This is a genomic window from Halobacillus sp. ACCC02827 (assembly GCF_030291935.1).
Lineage (GTDB): Bacteria > Bacillota > Bacilli > Bacillales > Halobacillaceae > Halobacillus.
This window is the reverse complement of sequence record NZ_CP128168.1, coordinates 1926797-1945717: the sequence shown is the minus strand read 5'-3', so window position 1 is coordinate 1945717 and position 18921 is coordinate 1926797. Positions and strand designations below refer to the sequence as shown.

Below are 18921 nucleotides of genomic sequence, written 5' to 3'. Positions count from 1 at the left end.
ATTGCCAATTGTGACGGTTTCGTGTACGCTTAAAAAGGAACTGTATAAAATGAGAATTCAGGTGTCTGAAAGACTTAAAATGGGAATCCGGTAAGGAAACCGGAACTGTCCTCGCAACTGTGAGTGCCGACGAAAAGGTGGATCCACTGTGGATAACGGGAAGGAGCCTTGGAAGGATGACGCACGAGTCAGTAGACCTGCCTGATCTCGCGTTTCAATACTTCGAGGATTGAGTATTTGAGGCAACCGATCGGTGAATGGCGGCCAGTCCCGCTTCTATTGGTTCGTCTTAGAGCTTGTCCCAACAGGGGCAGGCTCTTATTTGTGGCTACTCAAAACCCTCAAAAAGACAGAAGGGGAGAAAAAAATGTTACAGAAATGGTATCGCCTGATGATGGCGGCCTTCCTTGCCGTCGGTGTTTTGGCAGGATGCGGCGCGCAGGAAGATGAAGAAAAGAGTGCAGAAACGACCGAACAGCAGGAACAGGAAATTACCGTAGAGGTGGAGCTTTCACAAGATAATGGTGCCGAAGAAATTGCTTCTGAATCGATTACTGCCGAAGAAGGTGCGAATCTGATGCAGGTGATGGAGGACAATTTCAAAGTGGAACAGTCCGGAGGATTCATCAACTCCATTGAAGGTGTTGGAGGCGATGAAAAGAAAGCATGGATGTACACCGTCAATGGAGAAGAAGGTCAAGTCGGCGCAGAAGATTATGAATTGAAAGATGGAGATCAGGTTACCTTCGATTATCATGCGTGGGAATGACCAACTATGAACACATATAAACTGACGTTGATTGCCATGCTGTCAGCATTAGCTGTTGCGGGCCGAATGGCTCTTGCCAATATTCCTAATGTTCAGCCTGTAACGGCGATTATTATCATCGCCGGATTTTGGCTGGGTCCAGTTGGAGGTGTACTGGTTGCTTTCGTAACGACACTGACTTCCAACCTCCTCCTCGGCATGGGTATGTGGACCGTATGGCAGATAACAGCCTGGGGTTTAATCGGTGTCGGAGCAGGTATCTTAGGTAAGGTTTTTCCTAAGCTTCCGGTATGGTTGTTATCTGTATATGGTTTTTTGAGTGGTATCTTCTATGGCTTTGTCCTGTCTCTCACGATGCATGTCGCAGGGCAGCCCTTCTGGGCCTATTATCTGGCAGGGATTCCTATGGACATCAATCATGCGGTTTCAAACACTGTTTTTCTGATTGTTATGGCTCCTGTATTAGGACGGTTGTTCAGACGTTACCCATTAACAAACCATAGATTGGACCCAGCAGGAAAGCTGCCCTAGAACAGGGTAGCTTTTTCTTTTTTTTTCGTATTAGTATAGGTAGTGTAACGATTACCTATTTGTTACGACTATATACATAGGTGATTCAGGGGGTACTGTTTTGAAATCGTTCTTTGATGAACTGTATAAGCAACATCACCGGGATTTATTTCAATTTCTTATCTATATGGTCAAGGACCGTGCTGTTGCAGAAGATCTCGTGCAGGAAGTGTACATACGTGTCATAAAATCCTATCATTCCTTTCGAAAGCAAAGCTCAGAAAAGACGTGGCTGCTTTCCATTGCCCGTCACGTGGCCATCGACTATTTTCGGAAGCAGAAGAGAAAAAGGGATCGTATTATAGAAACATTTGATTGGACGAAGAATAAGGAGAGCTTACGCGATGGTCTCCCTCTGCCTGAGGAAGTGGCTGTAATGAACGAAGAGGTGAAGGAAATGTACAGAGCTTTGGATAAGTGTTCTTTTAATCAGAGGAGTGTGCTCATACTCCGCTATATGCAGGGAATGTCCATTCAGGAAACAGCAGAGGCTCTTTCTTTCAGTGAAAGCAAAGTGAAAACGACGCAGCATCGTGGTATGAAAGCCTTGAGAACCCATATAGAAAAAGCGAGGGAAGGAGGAGGAGACATTGAGTAAGAAAAAAATATCAGACCAGGATGTGAAGCAGTGGCTTTATCAGTTACCTTCTTTGGAAGACAAAAGGGAGCAGGGGGAGGTGTACCGCGCTGTTGAAAGAAGGATAAATCGTGGTGTGAGGAAGAAGCGGCACCGGATTGTTCCTCTATTATCTATTCTTACCGTTCTCTCTCTCCTTGCAGTCTCTCTTCCGTTTGTTCAGGAAAGCCTGCATCCCCTTCCTGAACAAGGGGCACAGCAAACAGACACGAGGGAAGGGGAGTTTGTCCCATTACCACCCGTTTTGGAAGGATCTGGATTGGATATGCCGACACATACTCTGTCACTGGTTGCAGATACCCGCAAATCCGGGATGAGGGTGCAGGCCTTCCCGGACAGGAATGGAGAGTTCGTCATTCCAATCACACTCGCTTCCGAAGAAACGAGAGTGGACCCAGACACTTTCGGACTTTCTCCGCGTACCGTTCCTGAAGTGGATTACGAGATAGATGAAGAGAATGGGAAAGCGAGAGCGGTATTTCCTGAGAACTATCAAGTCAGCGGGAGTTCATGGGCTAGGTCTGTCGTGGAAAGTGTGAGGTGGGAATTATCCGGATATGCCTCAGATTCCGTTGACGTGAAGACTTCTGACGGGAAACAGGTTGCCATCGGTAATTATGGTATAACCGATAAACTGCCTGTAGTTTCAGAAGAAACGTATTATTTTCTTATTTATCACTATGATGCTTCCACAAAATCGCTGCTCACTCCCGTACAAGCAGATGATGATGCAGACTTTTCGGATCTCCTTACAGAGATGGGAAAGAATGCTCCTTTTCCGCAGCTTGAGTCTCCAATTCCAGATCATGTTCGTTTGTCCGTCATTAAGGAAGATAAAGAGCGTTTGTATCTTGATGTAGATCACCATGCCTTCAAGGATGAAAGGGAAAGAAGGGAAATGGTGGATGCTTTGCTTGCAACGGCATTTTCGGCCGGTTATCGGGAAGTGAAGTTCAGCGGCCTGGAACGAGAGAAAGGTGCCTACGATTTTCGTCACCCTATACCTACTCCTGAGGTTATTAATCTTCTCGCTCCGAATTGATGGTCAATAGTCAAAGCCCTGCAGATAGTGGACAGCGATGAATCATGTTAAAATGGAAGTATCAAAAAGGGGAAGATGGGAATGGACAAAGAACAGTTGATAGCAATCATCTCCGATAAGATAAAACTGATACGTGTGGAACAGGGCTACACACAAGATCGAATGGCGGTGATCATCGGTGTCTCGAAAAAAACGCTCGTGCAGATTGAAAAAGGGCGTATTTTAGCGGGATGGACGACCGTAGTGGCCGTCATCGCACTGTTTCCGGGAAGTAGTGTTTTAAAAGCAGCCTGCGGTGATTCCCCGCTGGAAACGGCATTGACTATTGCGCATCAACGGTACGAGTGGGAAGCTTCTCGCCAAGAGGAATGGTACTGGAAGCCTTTGGAGGAGAAAGGCAGTGTTGTCATGGAGCAGCACGCTGTAAGCGGCCATTACCGGATTAGTGACTATAATACAGGAAGACGTTTCACCAGTGTGGATCGTACAGAAGCAGAAATGACTCTCGACCGTTGGACTTAACTGTAAAAAAAAGCCCCTGCCGATATCGGGAGGGGCTGCAAACTATTCGTGTTTCAAAGGGTCTCCGTCAAAGGGTGTGTCGGCAATTTTTATTGAATCTGTCGGACACCCTTCGAAAGCGTCTTCCATATCTTCTTCATACAGTTCCGGGACCTCGAACGATCCTTTGTTATCATCGAGTACTGCATAAGCAATTCCCTCATCATCATAATCATATATGTCAGGTGCAGCTGCGCCGCATGCCCCGCATGCGATGCACGTATCCTGGTCCACAATAGTGAACTTAGCCACCGTGAAATCCTCCTTTGTCCAAACGATTATTAAATAGACAGATTTACATAAGTACACCATTCATTGTAAATCCAGCTTATATACTTTTCAATAGGAAGCACCTGACCGGATACAGGAAGGAGGGGAAATCGTGTTTCAATACTTACTGTTGACATGTATAGAGAAACTTAGAGGCGAGCGGACGGTTTCCGGGATCTTTCACCTGCTGACCGGGAAGCGATCTTCCCAAACGATGCAGGATGCGAAAGGGTATCGTCTGGACAATTATTTTGCCGTATATACAGATTTAGAAAGAGAGTCGCTGGATAATGAAATAGGGAATCTGGAGCGTGGCGGCTGTATCCGGATGGAAAACGATGCTTATCCCGTTTTGACAGTGCCTGGGAAGAAAGCGTTGGAAGAGTATGCCGGCCCTCTTCTTACTGCATTTGATGGGATGGCAAAACACACCATTATCCATGTATTCCGTCAGCGACTGAATTTATTGATACAGACGTGGACGAATATAAACGCTTCTATTTCATCCTTTGTGCCGATTGTGGACGATCCTGAGGTACAACAGTGGGTGAAGCGTATGTATGCAGGTCAAAAGGGGAAGCTCAACAGGACAACTCATGACCTCTTCGATGAACTGCAGGTGATACTGAATACCTGCCATAGTCTGGAAGCTGGTATATTCACATACCGCATGACAGGCGGTGGAGTGATTGGACTGACAGTGGAACAGCTTGCCAGGGAGTTCAAGATTACGGAAATGGACGTAAGGATTTGTCTTGAGCATATGTACTATCGTCTCTATCAGGTGACCGAAGAAAGCTTTCCCATCCTTTCCTCCTGTAAAACAGGGCTCGGCGGCACAAGTTTGGTGACAGAATCAGCAAAACGGACGTACCATTATTTAGAGCAGGGATACAGTTTGGACGACATCGTCTCTTTGCGGCGTTTGAAGAAGAGCACCATCCAGGATCATGTCGTGGAAGCGGCATTGGTGGATTCTTCCTTCCGCTTTGAGCCATTCATGAGAAAAGCAGAGGTAGAGGAGATTATCATGGTCGCACAACGTTTGGATACAAAACGGCTTAAGCGCATAAAGGAAGCGTTAGACGGAAAGTACGACTACTTTCAATTGCGGCTTGCTCTGGCAGTGGCCCAGCATTTTTATAAAGAAAGGAAGCTTTTATGACGACACTGGATTTGACTAAAGCTTTGGAACATTACTTCGGTTTCCGGCAGTTCCGGGAGGGGCAGGAAGAAGTGATCAGGGATATTCTTGCCGGCGAAAATGTTCTTGGGATTCTCCCGACGGGTACAGGTAAGTCTTTGTGCTATCAACTCCCTGCCAAGCTGCTAGGTGGAACAGCGATCGTTGTTTCTCCGCTTATTTCCCTCATGATTGACCAGGTTAAACAGTTGAAGGCAGCCGGTTATAAAGATGTGACAGCCCTGAACAGTTTCATGGATCGTCAGGAAAAAATAAGAACATTGGAACGCCTTTCTGACTTTTCACTCGTATATATCTCGCCGGAAATGTTGCAGAATGAACGGCTTAAAGAGCGGTTGGACAGCACGAATGTGACGTTGTTCGTCATTGACGAAGCTCATTGTATTTCTCAATGGGGCCATGAGTTTCGGACCGATTATATGAAACTGCACCGGACGATCGAGGAGATCGGAAATCCACCCGTTCTCGCCCTCAGTGCAACGGCAACCCCGGAGGTACAGCAGGATATTATGGATAAGCTGAATCTTCCAAACATGAAAAAACGAATCTTTCCTATGGATAAACAGAATATAAGTCTGGCGGTGGAGTCCTATGAGAAACCGGATGATAAGGTGGACAGGATCGTAGATCTATTAAATAGTAATCATGCTCCAACCATGATCTATTTTTCGAGCCGGCAATGGGCGGAAAGAGTTTCCATTGAGCTTAGGCAGAGGGTTGACAAGCGGGTGGCTTTCTATCACGGTGGTATGGATCAAACGGACCGGATGCTTGTTCAGCAGCAGTTCATGAATGATCAGCTGGATGTAATATGCTGTACAAGTGCATTCGGCATGGGGGTGGATAAAGGAAACATCCGCCTTGTCATTCACTTTCACCTCCCTTCCCAACTGGAATCGTTCATACAGGAAATCGGTCGGGCCGGCCGTGACGGGGAAGCTTCTGTAAGTCTTGTCCTGCATACTCCTCGTGATCACCACCTTCCACAGCTGCTTATACAAGGTGAGCTCCCGACAGAAGCGGATATTGAGCGTGTCCTCCATTCATCGAATCGTCCTGTTTCTGTGGAGGATACTTTGATGATGGAAGCCTATCAGCTCTCGGAATCACAATGGAATTTTATAAAGTATCACTTAGAGGAAAACGGGTGGATGAACAATCAAAGAATCAGCGATGTACCGTCTTCCTTTCACCTCGAGTTGAAGCGGATATTACGTCAACGCCTGGAGTATAAGCAATATAAACTTAAGGAAATGTTGAGCTGGCTGCACGTCACTGGCTGCCGGCGTGAAAGTCTGTACCGTCCGTTCCAATCAGGGTACCGGGAACCAAATGTGCCCTGTTGTGATAACTGTGGGTTTCACATAGATAGTGTTAGATTTGATGTGAATAGTCGTGTGTTGGGTGCCGGCAGCTGGTTGGATCGTTTGAAAAGCGTGTTTCAAATAGAGGCGTCTCATGAATCGTAAAAGCCAGGCGGAAATCATTCATGAAATGAGTGATCGGGAAGTTACGGTTCAATTAGTATTTACTCAGCTCGTCCTCCTCCTTCTCGCGTTGGCAGGAAGCTTCTTTCTTTTCGATTCCTTTCAAGCGGAGTGGAGGAAGCTGTTTTATGTAGAATTACATACATGGGTCTATTTCGGGATCATCCCGGGACTTCTGATACTTCTCATCGATTTTATTCTCATGTATAGTTTACCTGAAAAGATGTACGATGATGGCGGTATTAATGTAAAGGTATTCCAAACAAGGTCCGTAGCAGGTATTGTGGCTTTGACCCTGCTTATAGCCATTAGTGAAGAGCTTTTGTTTCGCGGCGTACTGCATACCCAGTTCGGTTATATTATTGCGAGCGTTCTCTTTGCGCTGATGCATATTCGTTATTGGAATAAAATAGTGCTGCTCCTGTCTGTGTTATTCGTAAGCTTTCTGCTTGGCTATATGTTCGAATGGACAGGGAGCATCACGGTTACGATTACCGCCCATTTTATTATTGATCTAATATTGGCATTATCGATCCGTTTCGGCAAATGGGGTGGAGGAAGTGAGTGATAAATTGAAAGAAAAGGATCAAGCGGAGCAATTGAGAAGTTATGCGGAAAAGGAACAGTTCCAGGAGACAGAACCTGACGTACTGAACCTCCCACCGAGAAGAGATACCCATGATTCCAAACAGTCCAAAACAAAGTGGAAAGTGGGTACCCTATGGATCCGTTTCCTTCTGCTCGTATTTATAATACTCATCTGTGTATGGCTGTCTTATCCGTATTGGGACCAGTGGTTTGAACACTCCATCCTGGACCCCTCACAACCGGAGTACCAGCATCAAAAAGTCACTGTGGACAGAACACCTTAAGTAAGAGGATTGCAATAATTTAATCCGGACCACCTTATGATAGTCTTCTCTCGAAGACTTGGAGGTGATCCGGATTTTTTGCTTTGTGACTAAGTCACTCCTCAAAAAATCTTCTTACGGTCGCGTTCATCCTTCAGTATTTCAACTGCTTCCCGGAACCGTTGAGAGTGAACGATTTCCCTTTCCCTCAGGAACTTCAAGCTGTCATTAAGGCAACGATCATCAGACATATTAATGATCCACTGATAAGTCGCCCGTGCTTTTTCTTCTGCAGCGATGTCCTCGTATAAGTCAGCAATCGGGTCCCCCTTTGCTGCTATATATGTAGCAGTCCATGGGTTGCCGGACGCATCATTATAATAAAGCGCATGGTCATGATTGGCGTAGTGGGCACCGAGACCGGCTTCCTTCATCTGCTCGGGAGTCGCATCCTTTGTCAATTTATAGACCATAGTTGCAATCATTTCCAAGTGTGCAAATTCCTCCGTTCCGATATCCGTCAGCAGACCGATAACTTTATCCGGGATGGTGTACCGCTGATTTAAGTAACGAAGAGCAGCAGACAATTCCCCGTCGGCGCCTCCATACTGCTCGATCAAATACTTGGCAAGTCTCGGATTACATTCGGAAACTTTCACTGGATATTGGAGTTTTTTTTCGTAATACCACATACCACCACTCCTTTTAGGTTAAGTCGCTGGAAAGGAGAGGGATGACCCACCCACCCTTCCAACTGTGGTTATTCTTCATACCTGCCACGGCCAGGGGCTGTCTTTCCAATTCCAAGGGTATCCGGAGAAGCTGCCGCCGAATTGACGCAGTGGTCCGAAGTGTTGTTCATAAGCGGCTTTTAAATCTCTGCTTTGGACAGCAAGCTGATTGAATTGTTGGATCGCCTGGGTATCGTTCGGATGCGTATCCAGGTAAAGCGTCAGTTCGACGAGGGCGAAATCGACCATTTGAATCTGTTCCATCATTTGGGCACGTGGATCCGTTTGAGGTGCCTGATTCATTGTTTCCCTCCTTGCGGCAGAGGCGTAGGGTAAGGATCGAAGAGAACAGGCCATAAAGTCCCTTTGTATAGTGCCTCCTGCAGAGAGAACTGCGGTAGGTTGGGAGGCTGAAAACCTAAATACAAATTAGGAGGGGTTTGATAACATGCATACCCTCTCGGGGGGCAGGGGTCATTCGGACTGTGGTACGGTTGGTAACATTTAATCGGGGTGTACATTCCACTCATCACATCCTTTACCTCTCATAGATATGTCCAGGGATACTTGTCCTATGAAGATTCATGGAGAAGTTTATAAACCATTTCATGTTATCCTTGAGCGATTTGTGATACGATTAACTTCCATAATTCGAGGAGGGGACCCAAGATGTGGTGGATATTATCTATAGCAGTATTAGGAATGGTCGTCATTCTCCTCTTCATGGTTCACAGTGCCTTTAACGACCGGTTGGAGAGAAAAGAAGTGAAGTTAGCTGCTTATTCATATGAGAAGCCTTTGGAACTCTTATTTCTTTCCGATGTACATAATCGGCGAATCCTTGAACGATCTCTTCTAAAGTATCCTCAGCCGGAGCTGATTATTATAGGAGGGGACTTCGTCGATGAGAGAACATCAAGGGAGAAATTAGTCCGGAATGTTCAGACTCTGCAAAAGGCAGGGGCTCCTGTTTATTTCATTCCTGGTAACAACGATCATGAATATCATGGTCAAAAAATCATTGCAGAACTGGCTGCCCTCGGCGTCCAAACATTGTCGAATGAGGATGCAGTCATAAAAATAAATGATGAGAGACGTATTTTGCTGAGAGGACTTGATCCTTATTACCTTGGTACAGGGCCACGCTCGTTTCGACAGGATCCAGGAGACGTGTTCTCTATCCTCTGCATCCACGATCCATATGTGTATCATCGGATGCACGAAGAAAATAAAGCACGCTTTTCCCTCGTCCTCAGCGGACATACCCATGGCGGGCAGGTTCGTCTATTCGGACTTGGTCCATACAAGAGAGGTGGATGGGCAGGTTCGGCAGAACAAATGAACCTGGTCAGTGAAGGATACGGGACCTCCGCTTTACCGTTGAGACTCGGAACGAGAGCGGAGCTGCATTCCATTCAAATTCTTCCTGCTGCGAAGGGTTACAGGGAAAAGATATAGAGAATAGACAAATTTTACACGTTATTCTTCCTTCTTATATAATAGAGAAAAAGGACAGGTGGGGCGAGATGGATACGGCGAGACCTAAATATAATATAAAAGCAGTTTCCCAGCGGCTCGGCATTCAACCGGGTACGCTGCGTGCATGGGAGCGTCGTTATCAAATGATCCGCCCCTCACGGAATGAAGCAGGACACAGGCTGTACACAGAAGAGCATATCAGGATATTAAAATGGCTGATGGAGAAAGTGGATAGAGGTTTTACCATTTCCCAGGCTGTCTCGCTTCTTGAGAGCAATCAGGAAGTAGTGGTGGATACAGATAACAGAGATCATAGCAAACAGTTGGTAAAGCTCGGAGATGATCTGCTTGACGCCCTGCTTTCCTTTAGTGAGAATGATGCACAAAAACATCTCGATCATGCTTTTAGTCTTTTTACTCCGGAAACAGTCGCTATTGATATTATCGGCCCGATCCTCATTAACATTGGGGATTTGTGGGAAGACAACAAAATAACAAGTGCGCACGAACACTTTGCGAGTCAGTTTATCAGGTCCAGAATCGGCATGATGCTTTTATCTATACCGACGGACAGCATGCTGCCTAAGGCGCTGCTTGTGTGCGGACCAAATGAGCGTCACGAATTAGGGCTGCTTATCTTTGCTTTATTTCTGAAGCGTAAAGGCTATGATGTCGTATTCCTTGGACAAAGTATAGCCGGCGGAGATATTGATATCGTGATTGATGAAATTAAGCCTAAATATATGTTCATGTCCTGTACGCTTAAGAAGAACATACCAATAACCGTCCGCTTGGCGGAATCTCTTCAGAAACAGTACCCTGATCTTGTCATCGGCCTCGGCGGGTATGCTTATGATCGCCTTTCTGAGTTGGATAAGAAGCGGATAGAGCCGTTCATTGTTGGGAATTCAAAGAAAGCATGGGAGGCTTGGCTGAAAGATAATTGAACAGAGATATGAATTCTCTGGAGAAAGCGGCCGGCCCTTCCTGCTGTGCCGGATATAATTTGAAAAAAGGTGCCATAATCGGAACGTACATCATAATATATAGATAACACACATTGTGGCAGGGGGGCGATCATGTGCGAGTGGAAAGAATGACGAATGAGAAGTTTAAGATATTTTTGACGTTTGATGATTTAATGGATAGAGGTTTGTCACGTGAAGAGCTGTGGAACGACCTCCCGAGGGTACACAGAATATTTAGTGACATGATGTATGATGCGGGGATCGAGCTCGGTTTGGAACTTACCGGAGTGCTGCTTGTTCAGGTGTACCTATTACAGGCGCAGGGGATGCTTGTGGTCGTGACCAGAACAGAATCGCTGGACTTGGAAGAGGACGAAGATTATTTTGAAATGAAAGTCACATTGGACGAAAGTAAAGAAATGATGTTTTCTTTCGATGATTTCGAGGATGTGATCCAGGCCGGTATACAACTCTATCAGCTGGGCGTGACAGGCGGTAGCGTTTATTATTATAATGAAAATTACTATATGCTGCTTCAGGATGAAGATATTTTACATCTGGATCAGGACCAGGCAATTGCACTGTTGTCAGAGTTTGCGTCTGCTTCTGCAGCTACTTCCCATCGGCTGATGGAATACGGGAAGCTGGTTATGGACGGTCAGGCGTGTGAAACATTATTCATACACTTTTCCTGATTTGTCGGAACGATGCTTATTAAAAGCTTCGTTCTTTTTATTTTTAATAGAAGCAGACACGTTGGACGTGTTAAGATTAAAACGGTATCAAACTATTATTATTGTAGTTGGAAATGGAGTGTAAAGCATGAAGATAGCGGTTTTATATGGTGGAACTTCCGGAGAACGGGAAGTGTCCTTATCGACAGGTAAAGGAATCATTAACGCCCTGAAGAACAAAGGGCACGAAGTGGTTTCCGTGGATTTTTCTCCTGATAGAATAAACGAGGTCCTTGATCTGGATGTAGATCTTGTGTTCATAGGGCTTCACGGACGTTTCGGAGAGGATGGGAAAATTCAGGGCGTGCTCGACATGATGGAACTTCCTTATGTAGGTTCAGGAGTCCTAGCCTCCGCTCTTGCCATGGATAAAGCAAAATCAAAGCAGTTGTTTTCGTTGAACGGACTTCACACAGCGAAGAGTGTGGCGTATGACGTGAGGGATTCAACCCTTTTTCATAAAATCGAAGAGGAGATTAAGAAGGAATTCCAACTTCCTTTCGTCATTAAGCCGAATCAGGAAGGTTCTACCCTTGGGTTGACGATTGTAAAAGAAGAAAAACAGATAAAAGGTGCTATTGAAACGGCTGCAAAGTCAGATACTGATATATTGGTGGAAGATTTCATCAGTGGACGGGAAGTTACGGTTCCGGTTATCGGAAAGAAAGGGAAGGAACAGGCGCTCCCTGTCATTGAGATTATACCTAAGAATGATTATTATGATTTTGATTCAAAATATAAGCCAGGTGGAAGTGAGCATATTGTTCCTGCCAAAGTGGAAGATGCTTTGACAGAAAAGCTTCAGCAGCATGCGGTTCTTGCACATCAGCTGTTGGGGTGCGATGTCTACTCCCGGGTCGATTTCATTATTAATGAAAGGAATGAGCCGGTAATACTCGAAGTTAATACACTTCCTGGAATGACACCGACGAGCCTTTTCCCTGATTCTGCCCAGGCGGTGGGCTGGAGTTATGATGATCTGATTCAGAAGTTCGTAGACCTTTCCGGAGCCACGGAGAAGAAAAAGGTGTAATCGCTTTCTTTTTATTTGGTTAATTAGGAGAAAAGCTGTATTTCCATCTTTTCTTAACCAGGTGGAAGGTGTATACTAATCACTGAAAGATGAGCCCTAATCGAATGGATGGATATAGGAGGTAAATGGATGGTAGCCGATAAGCCAGCAGATTCTGCAAATGAAACTAATGATAAACTAGACGTGTTGAAGTCCACACAGAAGGTGGTCAAGAAAGCACTTGATAAATTAGGATATCCAAATGAAGTTTACGAATTGATGAAAGAACCTGTACGAATGATGACGGTCCGTATCCCCGTTCGTATGGATAATGATCAGATCAAAATTTTCACAGGCTATCGAGCGCAGCACAATGATGCTGTCGGACCAACGAAAGGCGGAGTCCGTTTTCACCCGAATGTCACCGAAAAAGAAGTGAAAGCCTTATCTATATGGATGAGTCTTAAGGCAGGCATCGTCGACTTGCCATATGGTGGAGGTAAAGGCGGCATCATCTGCGATCCACGTGAAATGTCCTTCCGGGAGCTCGAGGGAGTCAGTCGCGGTTATGTACGTGCCATCAGTCAAATTGTAGGTCCGACAAAAGATATTCCTGCACCGGATGTATTTACTAACTCTCAAATCATGGCATGGATGATGGATGAATACAGTCGTATTGACGAATTCAATAATCCAGGGTTTATCACAGGAAAGCCATTGGTGCTAGGCGGTTCACACGGCAGAGAAACCGCAACGGCCAAGGGAGTAACCATCTGTATAGAAGAGGCAGCCAAGAAGAAGGGTATCAGTGTAGAAGGCGCACGCGTAGTCGTTCAGGGCTTTGGTAATGCGGGAAGTTTCCTTGCCAAATTCATGCACGATCGTGGCGCAAAAGTGATTGGTATTTCTGATGCTTATGGCGGATTGCACGATCCGGATGGGCTGGATATTGATTATCTGCTTGACCGCCGGGACAGCTTCGGTACGGTAACGAACCTGTTTAAGAATACCATTACCAATGAACAGCTCCTGGAGCTTGACTGCGACATTCTGGTTCCTGCAGCGATTGAGAATCAGATTACAGAAGATAATGCACATAATGTTAAGGCTTCTATCGTAGTAGAAGCTGCTAATGGCCCTACGACGCTCGATGCTACGAGAATTTTATCTGAACGCGGCATCCTTCTCGTTCCCGATGTCCTTGCATCCTCAGGTGGTGTAACCGTATCCTACTTTGAATGGGTACAGAATAACCAGGGGTATTATTGGACGGAAGAGGAAGTGGAAGAGAAACTCCATAAGGTTATCGTGAAGGCCTTTGACAATGTTTACAGTACAGCCGAGACGAGACGTGTGGATATGAGGCTGGCTGCTTATATGGTCGGCGTGCGTAAAATGGCCGAAGCATCAAGGTTCAGAGGATGGATATAGGTTGATTCTAATCGAACAATCTCCTATCATAATATGGTAGGAGATTTTTTATTATGTTAAGTGTCATCAGGTCCAGGTTATTGGAAGAGGAGTGTTTCATTGTGCAACAACCGAATGAAGATGTAATTATAATAGGCGGTGGGCCGTGCGGAATGAGCGCAGCCATCGAATTAAAAAAACATGGAATCGATCCACTAATTATTGAAAAAGGAAATGTCGTTAATTCCATTTATCATTATCCGACGCATCAGACGTTTTTCAGCTCCAGCGAGAAACTGGAGATAGGAAATATTCCGTTCATCAGCGAAAGGCAGAAACCTGTACGTAACGAAGCGCTTGCTTATTACCGCGCCGTTGCAGACAGAGAGGATCTGCGCGTAAACACCTTCGAAAAAGTGTTGACGGTTGAACAGTCAGGCACGGGCTTCGTTGTAAACGCGGAAACAAACACAGGGGAAAACAACGTCTACCAAACGAATAACATCATTGTTGCTACCGGATATTATGATCAGCCGAATTTCATGGGTGTCAAAGGGGAAGAGCTACCTAAAGTCATGCATTATTTCAAGGAAGGACATCCTTATTTCAAGAAAAAGGTCGTTGTCATCGGTGGAAAGAACTCAGCTGCAGATGCAGCGCTTGAACTGGAGAAATGCGGTGCGGAGGTAACAGTCCTTTATAGAGGAGAAGAATATTCAAAAAGTATTAAACCTTGGATTTTACCACAATTTGAAGCCCTTGTAAGGAAAGGGATCGTCGATATGGAATTCTGTGCCGACGTAAAAGAAATCACGGAGGATCAAGTCGTCTATGAGTGCCGCGGGGAAGAGAAACGCATAGCCAACGATTTCGTCTTTGCTATGACCGGGTACCGTCCTGATCACGGATTCCTTCAAAGAATGGGCGTGGAGATGGATGAAGAAACAGGGCGTCCGGCCTTCCAAGAAGACACAATGGAGACAAATGTGTCTGGAATATACATTGCAGGTGTTATTGCTGCCGGTTATAACAACAACGAGATTTTTATTGAGAACGGTCGCCACCATGGCGGTCGCATCGCTTCATCCATCATTAATAAGAAATAAAAAAGGAGCCTCAGGGCTCCTTTTTCGATTTCAGCTGAACATGTGCTCAAGCTCTGTCCGGTTATTAGTCAATTCCAATGCAACCATCAGTTTAATGCGGGCTTTCGGTCCGGTCAAACCGTTCGCAAATATGGTACCGAGCTGACGCAGTTCCCTTCCACCGCCTGCATATCCGTATGTATCCTGGACGATACCTTGGTAACACCGGGAAACGAGGACAATCGGGATATCTGCATCCAGTGTCCTGGCAATGGCATCTACCGTTTCGGGCGGAAGGTTTCCTTGGCCGAGCGCTTCGATGACGAGACCATCAGCTCCGCTTTCCTTAACGGCATCAATTAGAGAACCGTCCATACCAGCAAATGCTTTGATCAAGGAGACTTTCTTATCAATTTTCTGGATCGGATAGGATTCATGTTTGGTCATTTTATGGTGGAAGAAGACAGCTTGTTTGGTGGTGATTCCAATTGGTCCATATTGGGGGCTTTGGAATGTCGCCACATTACTGGTCGATGTCTTTGTAACGTTTCTCGCCGTGTGTATTTCATCATTCATCACGACAAGGACACCTTTGTCCTGTGCTTCGTCACAGCTTGCTACTCTTATCGCACTTAAAAGGTTGTATAAACCATCGGAGCCAATTTCATTGCTTGATCGCATTGCGCCGGTCACAACGACAGGCTTTCTCGTCTGCAGGAAAAGGTCCAGGAAAAACGCTGTTTCTTCCAGTGTATCCGTGCCGTGCGTAATCACGATGCCGTCATAATTCTTACGGGCCATCTTTTCATGGATGGACCGGCCGAGTTTCAACATGTGGTCCGGTCGAATGTGGGGGGAGGGAAGGTAAAATAGGATGTCATCCTCAATTTCTACGTGATCTTTAAGCAGCTCGGAAATCTCCTGTAAAGGGTGGTTGGAAGCTGTATTCACTTCTCCTGTTTCTTTATCCTCTTTCATCGAGATTGTCCCACCTGTATGAATGATCAAAATTCTTTTCATAGCACACCAACTTCCATTCAATTATTCCTTTTCCATCTTCTTCATGATACGATGAAATGTAGGTGAAAGAAAGAGAGAGGTTGATAAAATGGCCATACTCACTGCTGCCATATCTCCTGCTGTGGCCATCATGACATTCATATACTTAAGCAAACGGATCGAGTTGGAACCGTTACCGCTGATTTTTCGCATGTTCGTTATCGGTGTCATTATGGTGTTCCCTTTGATGTTCATCCAGTATGCCTTTCAAGCAGAAGGGGTGTTTCAAGAGCCTTTTCTAAAGTCCTTCTTCCTTGCGGGTCTGCTTGAGGAATTCTTCAAATGGTTCTTCCTTCTGTTCGTGGCATACAGGCATTCCGACTTCGATCACCATTATGATGGAATCATCTATGGAGTAGCAATCAGTCTGGGGTTTGCAACAATCGAAAACGTCATTTATTTGTTTGCAAACGGAATAGAAATTGCGGTGCTCCGTGCGGTCTTTCCGGTATCCTCCCATGGTCTTTTCGGAATCATGATGGGCTTTTATATGGGAAAAGCCAAATTTGCAGGAGAGTATTCAAACAGATATATGTACATCGCTCTCTTTATTCCAGTTATGCTTCATACCATATATGATTATATCATCACAATCAAGGGAGATTCATGGATGTATTGGATCACCCCGTTCATCGTGATCTTATGGATAATCAGTTTCCGCCATATCCGAGTTGCCAACCAACATCATACTTCGTACCCGGAAATCGATCATTGAGCTGCCCCTGGCAGCTCTTTTTTTATCTCACAGGCTGTGTATAAAGTTCAACATCTGTCAAAAACTACCCCTATAAATTATTGGGACAGGGGTGTGTATGAAATGGTATGGAAGAAAGCAGCGGTCATCATGATTGGAATGACGCTTTTGATGATACCTGTGTACTCAGGAAATCAAGTGGAAGCATTCTCCAATCAAGTGATACAGCAGGGAGCGACAGGGGATGACGTAATTGAACTGCAGTCCCGTCTCCAGTATCTCGGCTTTTATAATGGAGAAATTGACGGAGTGTTCGGTTGGGGTACGTATTGGGCTCTCCGTAATTTTCAGTATGAATTCGGTATGGAAATCGACGGGTTGGCGGGACCTGAAGTAAAAAATAAATTAGTGAAGGCGAGTAATTTTGATGAGGGTTTTGTTAAAGAACAGATCCGCCAGGGAAATAAATTCACCCATTACGGCGGAACGCCTAAGTCTCAACAGACAAAGAAACCAGCCGGAAATGATTCAAACGGTAATCAGGCTCCGGAACAATCGAAACCTAAAAAAACAGAGCAGACAGCCGTCAACGTTCCAAGCGGATATTCACAGAATGATATTCAACTGATGGCAAACGCAGTGTACGGAGAGGCGCGTGGAGAGCCTTATGTCGGTCAGGTTGCCGTAGCTTCCGTTATATTGAACCGAGTCGAGAGTGCTTCGTTTCCTAACTCTGTGTCCGGTGTTATTTTCGAACCCCGCGCTTTTACTGCGGTCAGTGATGGTCAAATATGGCTGGAACCTAATGACACAGCTAAAGAAGCGGTACTTGATGCCATTAATGGCTGGGACCCTTCTGGAGAAGCGATGTATTATTTCAACCCTAATACAGCGACTTCGAGCTGGATATGGTCCAGACCGCAAATTAAACAAATTGGTAAACACATATTCTGTAAATAGGAGGTGGAAGTATGGTACGTTGGATAACTATTATTGTTTTGAGTATTGTCTTAGTCGGAGTAGGGGTATGGGGATATAAAGAAAACCAGGATAAAAACGCAGTCCTTCTACAGGCGGAAAACAGTTATCAGAGAGCCTTTCATGATCTGACCTATAATATAGACCTACTACATGATAAAATCGGCTCCAGTTTAGCAATGAATTCCAGGGAACAGCTTTCTCCGCAATTAGCAGAAATATGGAAGATTTCGTCGGAGGCTAATACAGACGTAGGTCAGCTTCCTTTGACCCTGCTCCCATTTAATAAAACCGAAGAATTTTTATACAATATCGGTGATTTTGCCTATCGGACAGCTGTTCGGGACTTGGAGAAAAAACCGCTCAGCGAAGAGGAAATCGGCAAGTTGGAGCAGCTTCATGAACAATCAGGTGAAATTGAAAAAGAGTTGAGAAAAGTCCAGAATGTTGTTTTAAATGATAATTTAAGGTGGATGGACGTTCAACTTGCGTTAGCAACCAATGATGAAGTTGGTGACAATACCATTGTGAACGGGTTCAAGACGGTGGAGAAATCGGTAGAGAGCTACGAAGGAGACACCACGCAGGTCGGCTTCGGGGAAGCGACCAGGGACAAGCCGTTTGCTGATCTTTCAGGGAAAGAAATGTCCGAAAAAGAAGCGAGAGAGACGGCAAGTAAATGGTTGGAGAAGGTAGACCCTCAAGCGCTGACAGTAACTAAATCCGGAGAGGGGGCAGAAGTACCTACCTACACCGCTTCCTTCCAAAAAGGGAATAAAAACGGGTATATCGATTTAACAGAGAAAGGCGGACATCCGCTGACGATCATGATCAACCGTCCCGTAGGAGAAGCAGAAATCAGCTTGTATGATGCTTCCGAAAAAGCTAAAAAGTACGTGCAAGGATTAGATATTGATGAACTGACTCTTATTGAGAGCAGCCAATACGACAAAATGGGTGTCTTCCGCTTTGTTTATACGCAAGACGACATCCGGTACCATTCCGATGCTATTGTTGTCAAAGTTGCCCTTGATAATGGAGAAGTTCTTGGTATGTCAGCAAGGGATTACTTCAACTACCACACCGATATGGAGGTAAACAAACCGGAAATTACGGTGGAGGAAGCCAGGGATAAGATAAATCCAAACCTTGAAATTCAAGAAGAGCATATGGCGGTTATTGAAAATGATGTAAAAGAACAAGTGCTGACTTACGAATTTCTAACCACTATGGACCAGACGACGTACCGAATTTTCATTAACGCTTCCAACGGAGAGGAAGAAAAAGTGGAGACGTTGAAGAAAGCCGAGATGAAATTCAACCAAGATGTATAAGTTCCATATAAAAAAGGACTGCAGAGATGCAGTCCTTTTTTACATC

Annotated in this window: 23 protein-coding genes and 1 riboswitch; of the genes, 18 read left to right on the top strand and 5 right to left on the bottom strand. The window is 45.3% G+C overall.

The features are described 5' to 3' along the window. Nucleotides 1–42 precede the first annotated feature (42 nt). Nucleotides 43–219, top strand: a riboswitch (cobalamin riboswitch). A 148-nt stretch (nucleotides 220–367) separates the two neighbouring features. The 5 genes from QRD89_RS10365 (at nucleotide 368) to QRD89_RS10345 (ending at nucleotide 3540) form a co-directional block, all read left to right on the top strand. Continuing rightward, nucleotides 368–769, top strand: coding sequence for a DUF4430 domain-containing protein (locus tag QRD89_RS10365; RefSeq protein ID WP_286095198.1), 402 nt, complete (start codon nucleotides 368–370; stop codon nucleotides 767–769). 6 nt (nucleotides 770–775) lie between these two features. Then, nucleotides 776–1300: an ECF transporter S component gene (locus tag QRD89_RS10360; protein ID WP_286095197.1), complete on the top strand. Its 525-nt coding sequence runs from the start codon at nucleotides 776–778 to the stop codon at nucleotides 1298–1300. A 100-nt stretch (nucleotides 1301–1400) separates the two neighbouring features. Continuing rightward, on the top strand, nucleotides 1401–1937 hold the full coding sequence (gene sigX / locus QRD89_RS10355) for an RNA polymerase sigma factor SigX (RefSeq protein ID WP_026577335.1): 537 nt from the start codon (nucleotides 1401–1403) through the stop codon (nucleotides 1935–1937). After that, complete coding sequence (locus QRD89_RS10350; protein ID WP_286095195.1) at nucleotides 1930–3018, top strand: hypothetical protein; 1089 nt, start codon at nucleotides 1930–1932, stop codon at nucleotides 3016–3018. The genes sigX and QRD89_RS10350 overlap by 8 nt, the downstream gene beginning before the upstream one ends. An 81-nt stretch (nucleotides 3019–3099) precedes the next feature. Beyond that, complete coding sequence (locus QRD89_RS10345; protein WP_026577337.1) at nucleotides 3100–3540, top strand: helix-turn-helix transcriptional regulator; 441 nt, start codon at nucleotides 3100–3102, stop codon at nucleotides 3538–3540. 42 nt (nucleotides 3541–3582) lie between these two features. Here the strand turns inward: QRD89_RS10345 and QRD89_RS10340 are convergent, their stop codons facing one another. Next, nucleotides 3583–3831 (bottom strand): ferredoxin, encoded by a 249-nt coding sequence (locus QRD89_RS10340; protein ID WP_008638633.1) that lies wholly within the window; start codon nucleotides 3829–3831, stop codon nucleotides 3583–3585. Nucleotides 3832–3961: 130 nt separating this feature from the next. Here QRD89_RS10340 and QRD89_RS10335 point away from each other — a divergent pair, with 130 nt between their 5' ends. From QRD89_RS10335 to QRD89_RS10320, 4 genes are read left to right on the top strand one after another with little or no spacing between them, the layout of a single operon-like run. Further along, nucleotides 3962–5014 (top strand): YpbB family protein, encoded by a 1053-nt coding sequence (locus QRD89_RS10335; RefSeq protein ID WP_286095194.1) that lies wholly within the window; start codon nucleotides 3962–3964, stop codon nucleotides 5012–5014. Continuing rightward, nucleotides 5011–6522, top strand: a complete 1512-nt coding sequence (locus QRD89_RS10330; protein ID WP_286095193.1) for a RecQ family ATP-dependent DNA helicase — start codon at nucleotides 5011–5013, stop codon at nucleotides 6520–6522. The genes QRD89_RS10335 and QRD89_RS10330 overlap by 4 nt, the downstream gene beginning before the upstream one ends. Further along, complete coding sequence (locus tag QRD89_RS10325) at nucleotides 6512–7108, top strand: CPBP family intramembrane glutamic endopeptidase (RefSeq protein ID WP_008638629.1); 597 nt, start codon at nucleotides 6512–6514, stop codon at nucleotides 7106–7108. The genes QRD89_RS10330 and QRD89_RS10325 overlap by 11 nt, the downstream gene beginning before the upstream one ends. Then, a complete protein-coding gene (locus QRD89_RS10320; protein ID WP_062513529.1) occupies nucleotides 7101–7412 on the top strand; it encodes a hypothetical protein in 312 nt (103 codons plus the stop codon). The genes QRD89_RS10325 and QRD89_RS10320 overlap by 8 nt, the downstream gene beginning before the upstream one ends. A gap of 101 nt (nucleotides 7413–7513) precedes the next feature. On the opposite strand, the gene QRD89_RS10315 is transcribed toward QRD89_RS10320, so the two are convergent. From QRD89_RS10315 to QRD89_RS10305, 3 genes are all read right to left on the bottom strand, one after another. Further along, nucleotides 7514–8083, bottom strand: coding sequence for a manganese catalase family protein (locus QRD89_RS10315; protein WP_286095192.1), 570 nt, complete (start codon nucleotides 8081–8083; stop codon nucleotides 7514–7516). A 75-nt stretch (nucleotides 8084–8158) separates the two neighbouring features. Then, nucleotides 8159–8425, bottom strand: coding sequence for a spore coat protein CotJB (locus tag QRD89_RS10310; RefSeq protein WP_026577340.1), 267 nt, complete (start codon nucleotides 8423–8425; stop codon nucleotides 8159–8161). Continuing rightward, nucleotides 8422–8643: a spore coat associated protein CotJA gene (locus QRD89_RS10305; protein WP_008638623.1), complete on the bottom strand. Its 222-nt coding sequence runs from the start codon at nucleotides 8641–8643 to the stop codon at nucleotides 8422–8424. Before QRD89_RS10305 ends, QRD89_RS10310 begins: the two co-directional genes overlap by 4 nt. A gap of 148 nt (nucleotides 8644–8791) precedes the next feature. Between QRD89_RS10305 and QRD89_RS10300 the strand changes: the two genes are divergently transcribed. The 6 genes from QRD89_RS10300 to QRD89_RS10275 all read left to right on the top strand — a co-directional run bounded on the left by QRD89_RS10300 (nucleotide 8792) and on the right by QRD89_RS10275 (nucleotide 14831). Beyond that, on the top strand, nucleotides 8792–9580 hold the full coding sequence (locus tag QRD89_RS10300; protein ID WP_286095190.1) for a metallophosphoesterase: 789 nt from the start codon (nucleotides 8792–8794) through the stop codon (nucleotides 9578–9580). A 68-nt stretch (nucleotides 9581–9648) separates the two neighbouring features. Beyond that, nucleotides 9649–10548 carry a MerR family transcriptional regulator gene (locus QRD89_RS10295; protein WP_286095189.1) on the top strand — a complete coding sequence of 300 codons (900 nt, stop codon included), beginning with the start codon at nucleotides 9649–9651 and terminating at the stop codon, nucleotides 10546–10548. A 134-nt stretch (nucleotides 10549–10682) separates the two neighbouring features. Beyond that, the gene (locus QRD89_RS10290; protein WP_286095188.1) at nucleotides 10683–11264 is read left to right on the top strand and encodes a genetic competence negative regulator; all 582 of its coding nucleotides are present in this window, start codon (nucleotides 10683–10685) and stop codon (nucleotides 11262–11264) included. A gap of 127 nt (nucleotides 11265–11391) precedes the next feature. Then, on the top strand, nucleotides 11392–12336 hold the full coding sequence (locus QRD89_RS10285) for a D-alanine--D-alanine ligase (RefSeq protein WP_008638618.1): 945 nt from the start codon (nucleotides 11392–11394) through the stop codon (nucleotides 12334–12336). Nucleotides 12337–12465: 129 nt separating this feature from the next. Next, a complete protein-coding gene (locus tag QRD89_RS10280) occupies nucleotides 12466–13746 on the top strand; it encodes a Glu/Leu/Phe/Val family dehydrogenase (RefSeq protein WP_286095187.1) in 1281 nt (426 codons plus the stop codon). Nucleotides 13747–13898: 152 nt separating this feature from the next. Beyond that, complete coding sequence (locus QRD89_RS10275; protein ID WP_051348880.1) at nucleotides 13899–14831, top strand: YpdA family putative bacillithiol disulfide reductase; 933 nt, start codon at nucleotides 13899–13901, stop codon at nucleotides 14829–14831. Nucleotides 14832–14861: 30 nt separating this feature from the next. On the opposite strand, the gene QRD89_RS10270 is transcribed toward QRD89_RS10275, so the two are convergent. Further along, on the bottom strand, nucleotides 14862–15830 hold the full coding sequence (locus QRD89_RS10270) for an asparaginase (protein ID WP_008638611.1): 969 nt from the start codon (nucleotides 15828–15830) through the stop codon (nucleotides 14862–14864). Between the two features lie 88 nt (nucleotides 15831–15918). Here QRD89_RS10270 and prsW point away from each other — a divergent pair, with 88 nt between their 5' ends. The 3 genes from prsW to ypeB all read left to right on the top strand — a co-directional run bounded on the left by prsW (nucleotide 15919) and on the right by ypeB (nucleotide 18875). Then, nucleotides 15919–16584, top strand: a complete 666-nt coding sequence (prsW, locus tag QRD89_RS10265; protein WP_008638609.1) for a glutamic-type intramembrane protease PrsW — start codon at nucleotides 15919–15921, stop codon at nucleotides 16582–16584. 129 nt (nucleotides 16585–16713) lie between these two features. Beyond that, nucleotides 16714–17523, top strand: coding sequence for a spore cortex-lytic enzyme (gene sleB / locus QRD89_RS10260; RefSeq protein WP_442858834.1), 810 nt, complete (start codon nucleotides 16714–16716; stop codon nucleotides 17521–17523). 11 nt (nucleotides 17524–17534) lie between these two features. Then, on the top strand, nucleotides 17535–18875 hold the full coding sequence (ypeB, locus tag QRD89_RS10255; RefSeq protein WP_286095186.1) for a germination protein YpeB: 1341 nt from the start codon (nucleotides 17535–17537) through the stop codon (nucleotides 18873–18875). The last annotated feature ends 46 nt before the right edge of the window (nucleotides 18876–18921 follow it).

Coding starts and splice junctions, on each gene's coding strand:
- QRD89_RS10365 (WP_286095198.1), top strand. CDS start 368: ATGTTACAGAAATGGTATCGCCTGATGATGGCGGCCTTCCTTGCCGTC.
- QRD89_RS10360 (WP_286095197.1), top strand. CDS start 776: ATGAACACATATAAACTGACGTTGATTGCCATGCTGTCAGCATTAGCT.
- QRD89_RS10345 (WP_026577337.1), top strand. CDS start 3,100: ATGGACAAAGAACAGTTGATAGCAATCATCTCCGATAAGATAAAACTG.
- QRD89_RS10330 (WP_286095193.1), top strand. CDS start 5,011: ATGACGACACTGGATTTGACTAAAGCTTTGGAACATTACTTCGGTTTC.
- QRD89_RS10325 (WP_008638629.1), top strand. CDS start 6,512: ATGAATCGTAAAAGCCAGGCGGAAATCATTCATGAAATGAGTGATCGG.
- QRD89_RS10315 (WP_286095192.1), bottom strand. CDS start 8,083: ATGTGGTATTACGAAAAAAAACTCCAATATCCAGTGAAAGTTTCCGAA.
- QRD89_RS10310 (WP_026577340.1), bottom strand. CDS start 8,425: ATGAATCAGGCACCTCAAACGGATCCACGTGCCCAAATGATGGAACAG.
- QRD89_RS10305 (WP_008638623.1), bottom strand. CDS start 8,643: ATGTACACCCCGATTAAATGTTACCAACCGTACCACAGTCCGAATGAC.
- QRD89_RS10300 (WP_286095190.1), top strand. CDS start 8,792: ATGTGGTGGATATTATCTATAGCAGTATTAGGAATGGTCGTCATTCTC.
- QRD89_RS10295 (WP_286095189.1), top strand. CDS start 9,649: ATGGATACGGCGAGACCTAAATATAATATAAAAGCAGTTTCCCAGCGG.
- QRD89_RS10285 (WP_008638618.1), top strand. CDS start 11,392: ATGAAGATAGCGGTTTTATATGGTGGAACTTCCGGAGAACGGGAAGTG.
- QRD89_RS10280 (WP_286095187.1), top strand. CDS start 12,466: ATGGTAGCCGATAAGCCAGCAGATTCTGCAAATGAAACTAATGATAAA.
- QRD89_RS10275 (WP_051348880.1), top strand. CDS start 13,899: ATGAGCGCAGCCATCGAATTAAAAAAACATGGAATCGATCCACTAATT.
- QRD89_RS10270 (WP_008638611.1), bottom strand. CDS start 15,830: ATGAAAAGAATTTTGATCATTCATACAGGTGGGACAATCTCGATGAAA.
- prsW (WP_008638609.1), top strand. CDS start 15,919: ATGGCCATACTCACTGCTGCCATATCTCCTGCTGTGGCCATCATGACA.
- sleB (WP_442858834.1), top strand. CDS start 16,714: ATGATTGGAATGACGCTTTTGATGATACCTGTGTACTCAGGAAATCAA.
- ypeB (WP_286095186.1), top strand. CDS start 17,535: ATGGTACGTTGGATAACTATTATTGTTTTGAGTATTGTCTTAGTCGGA.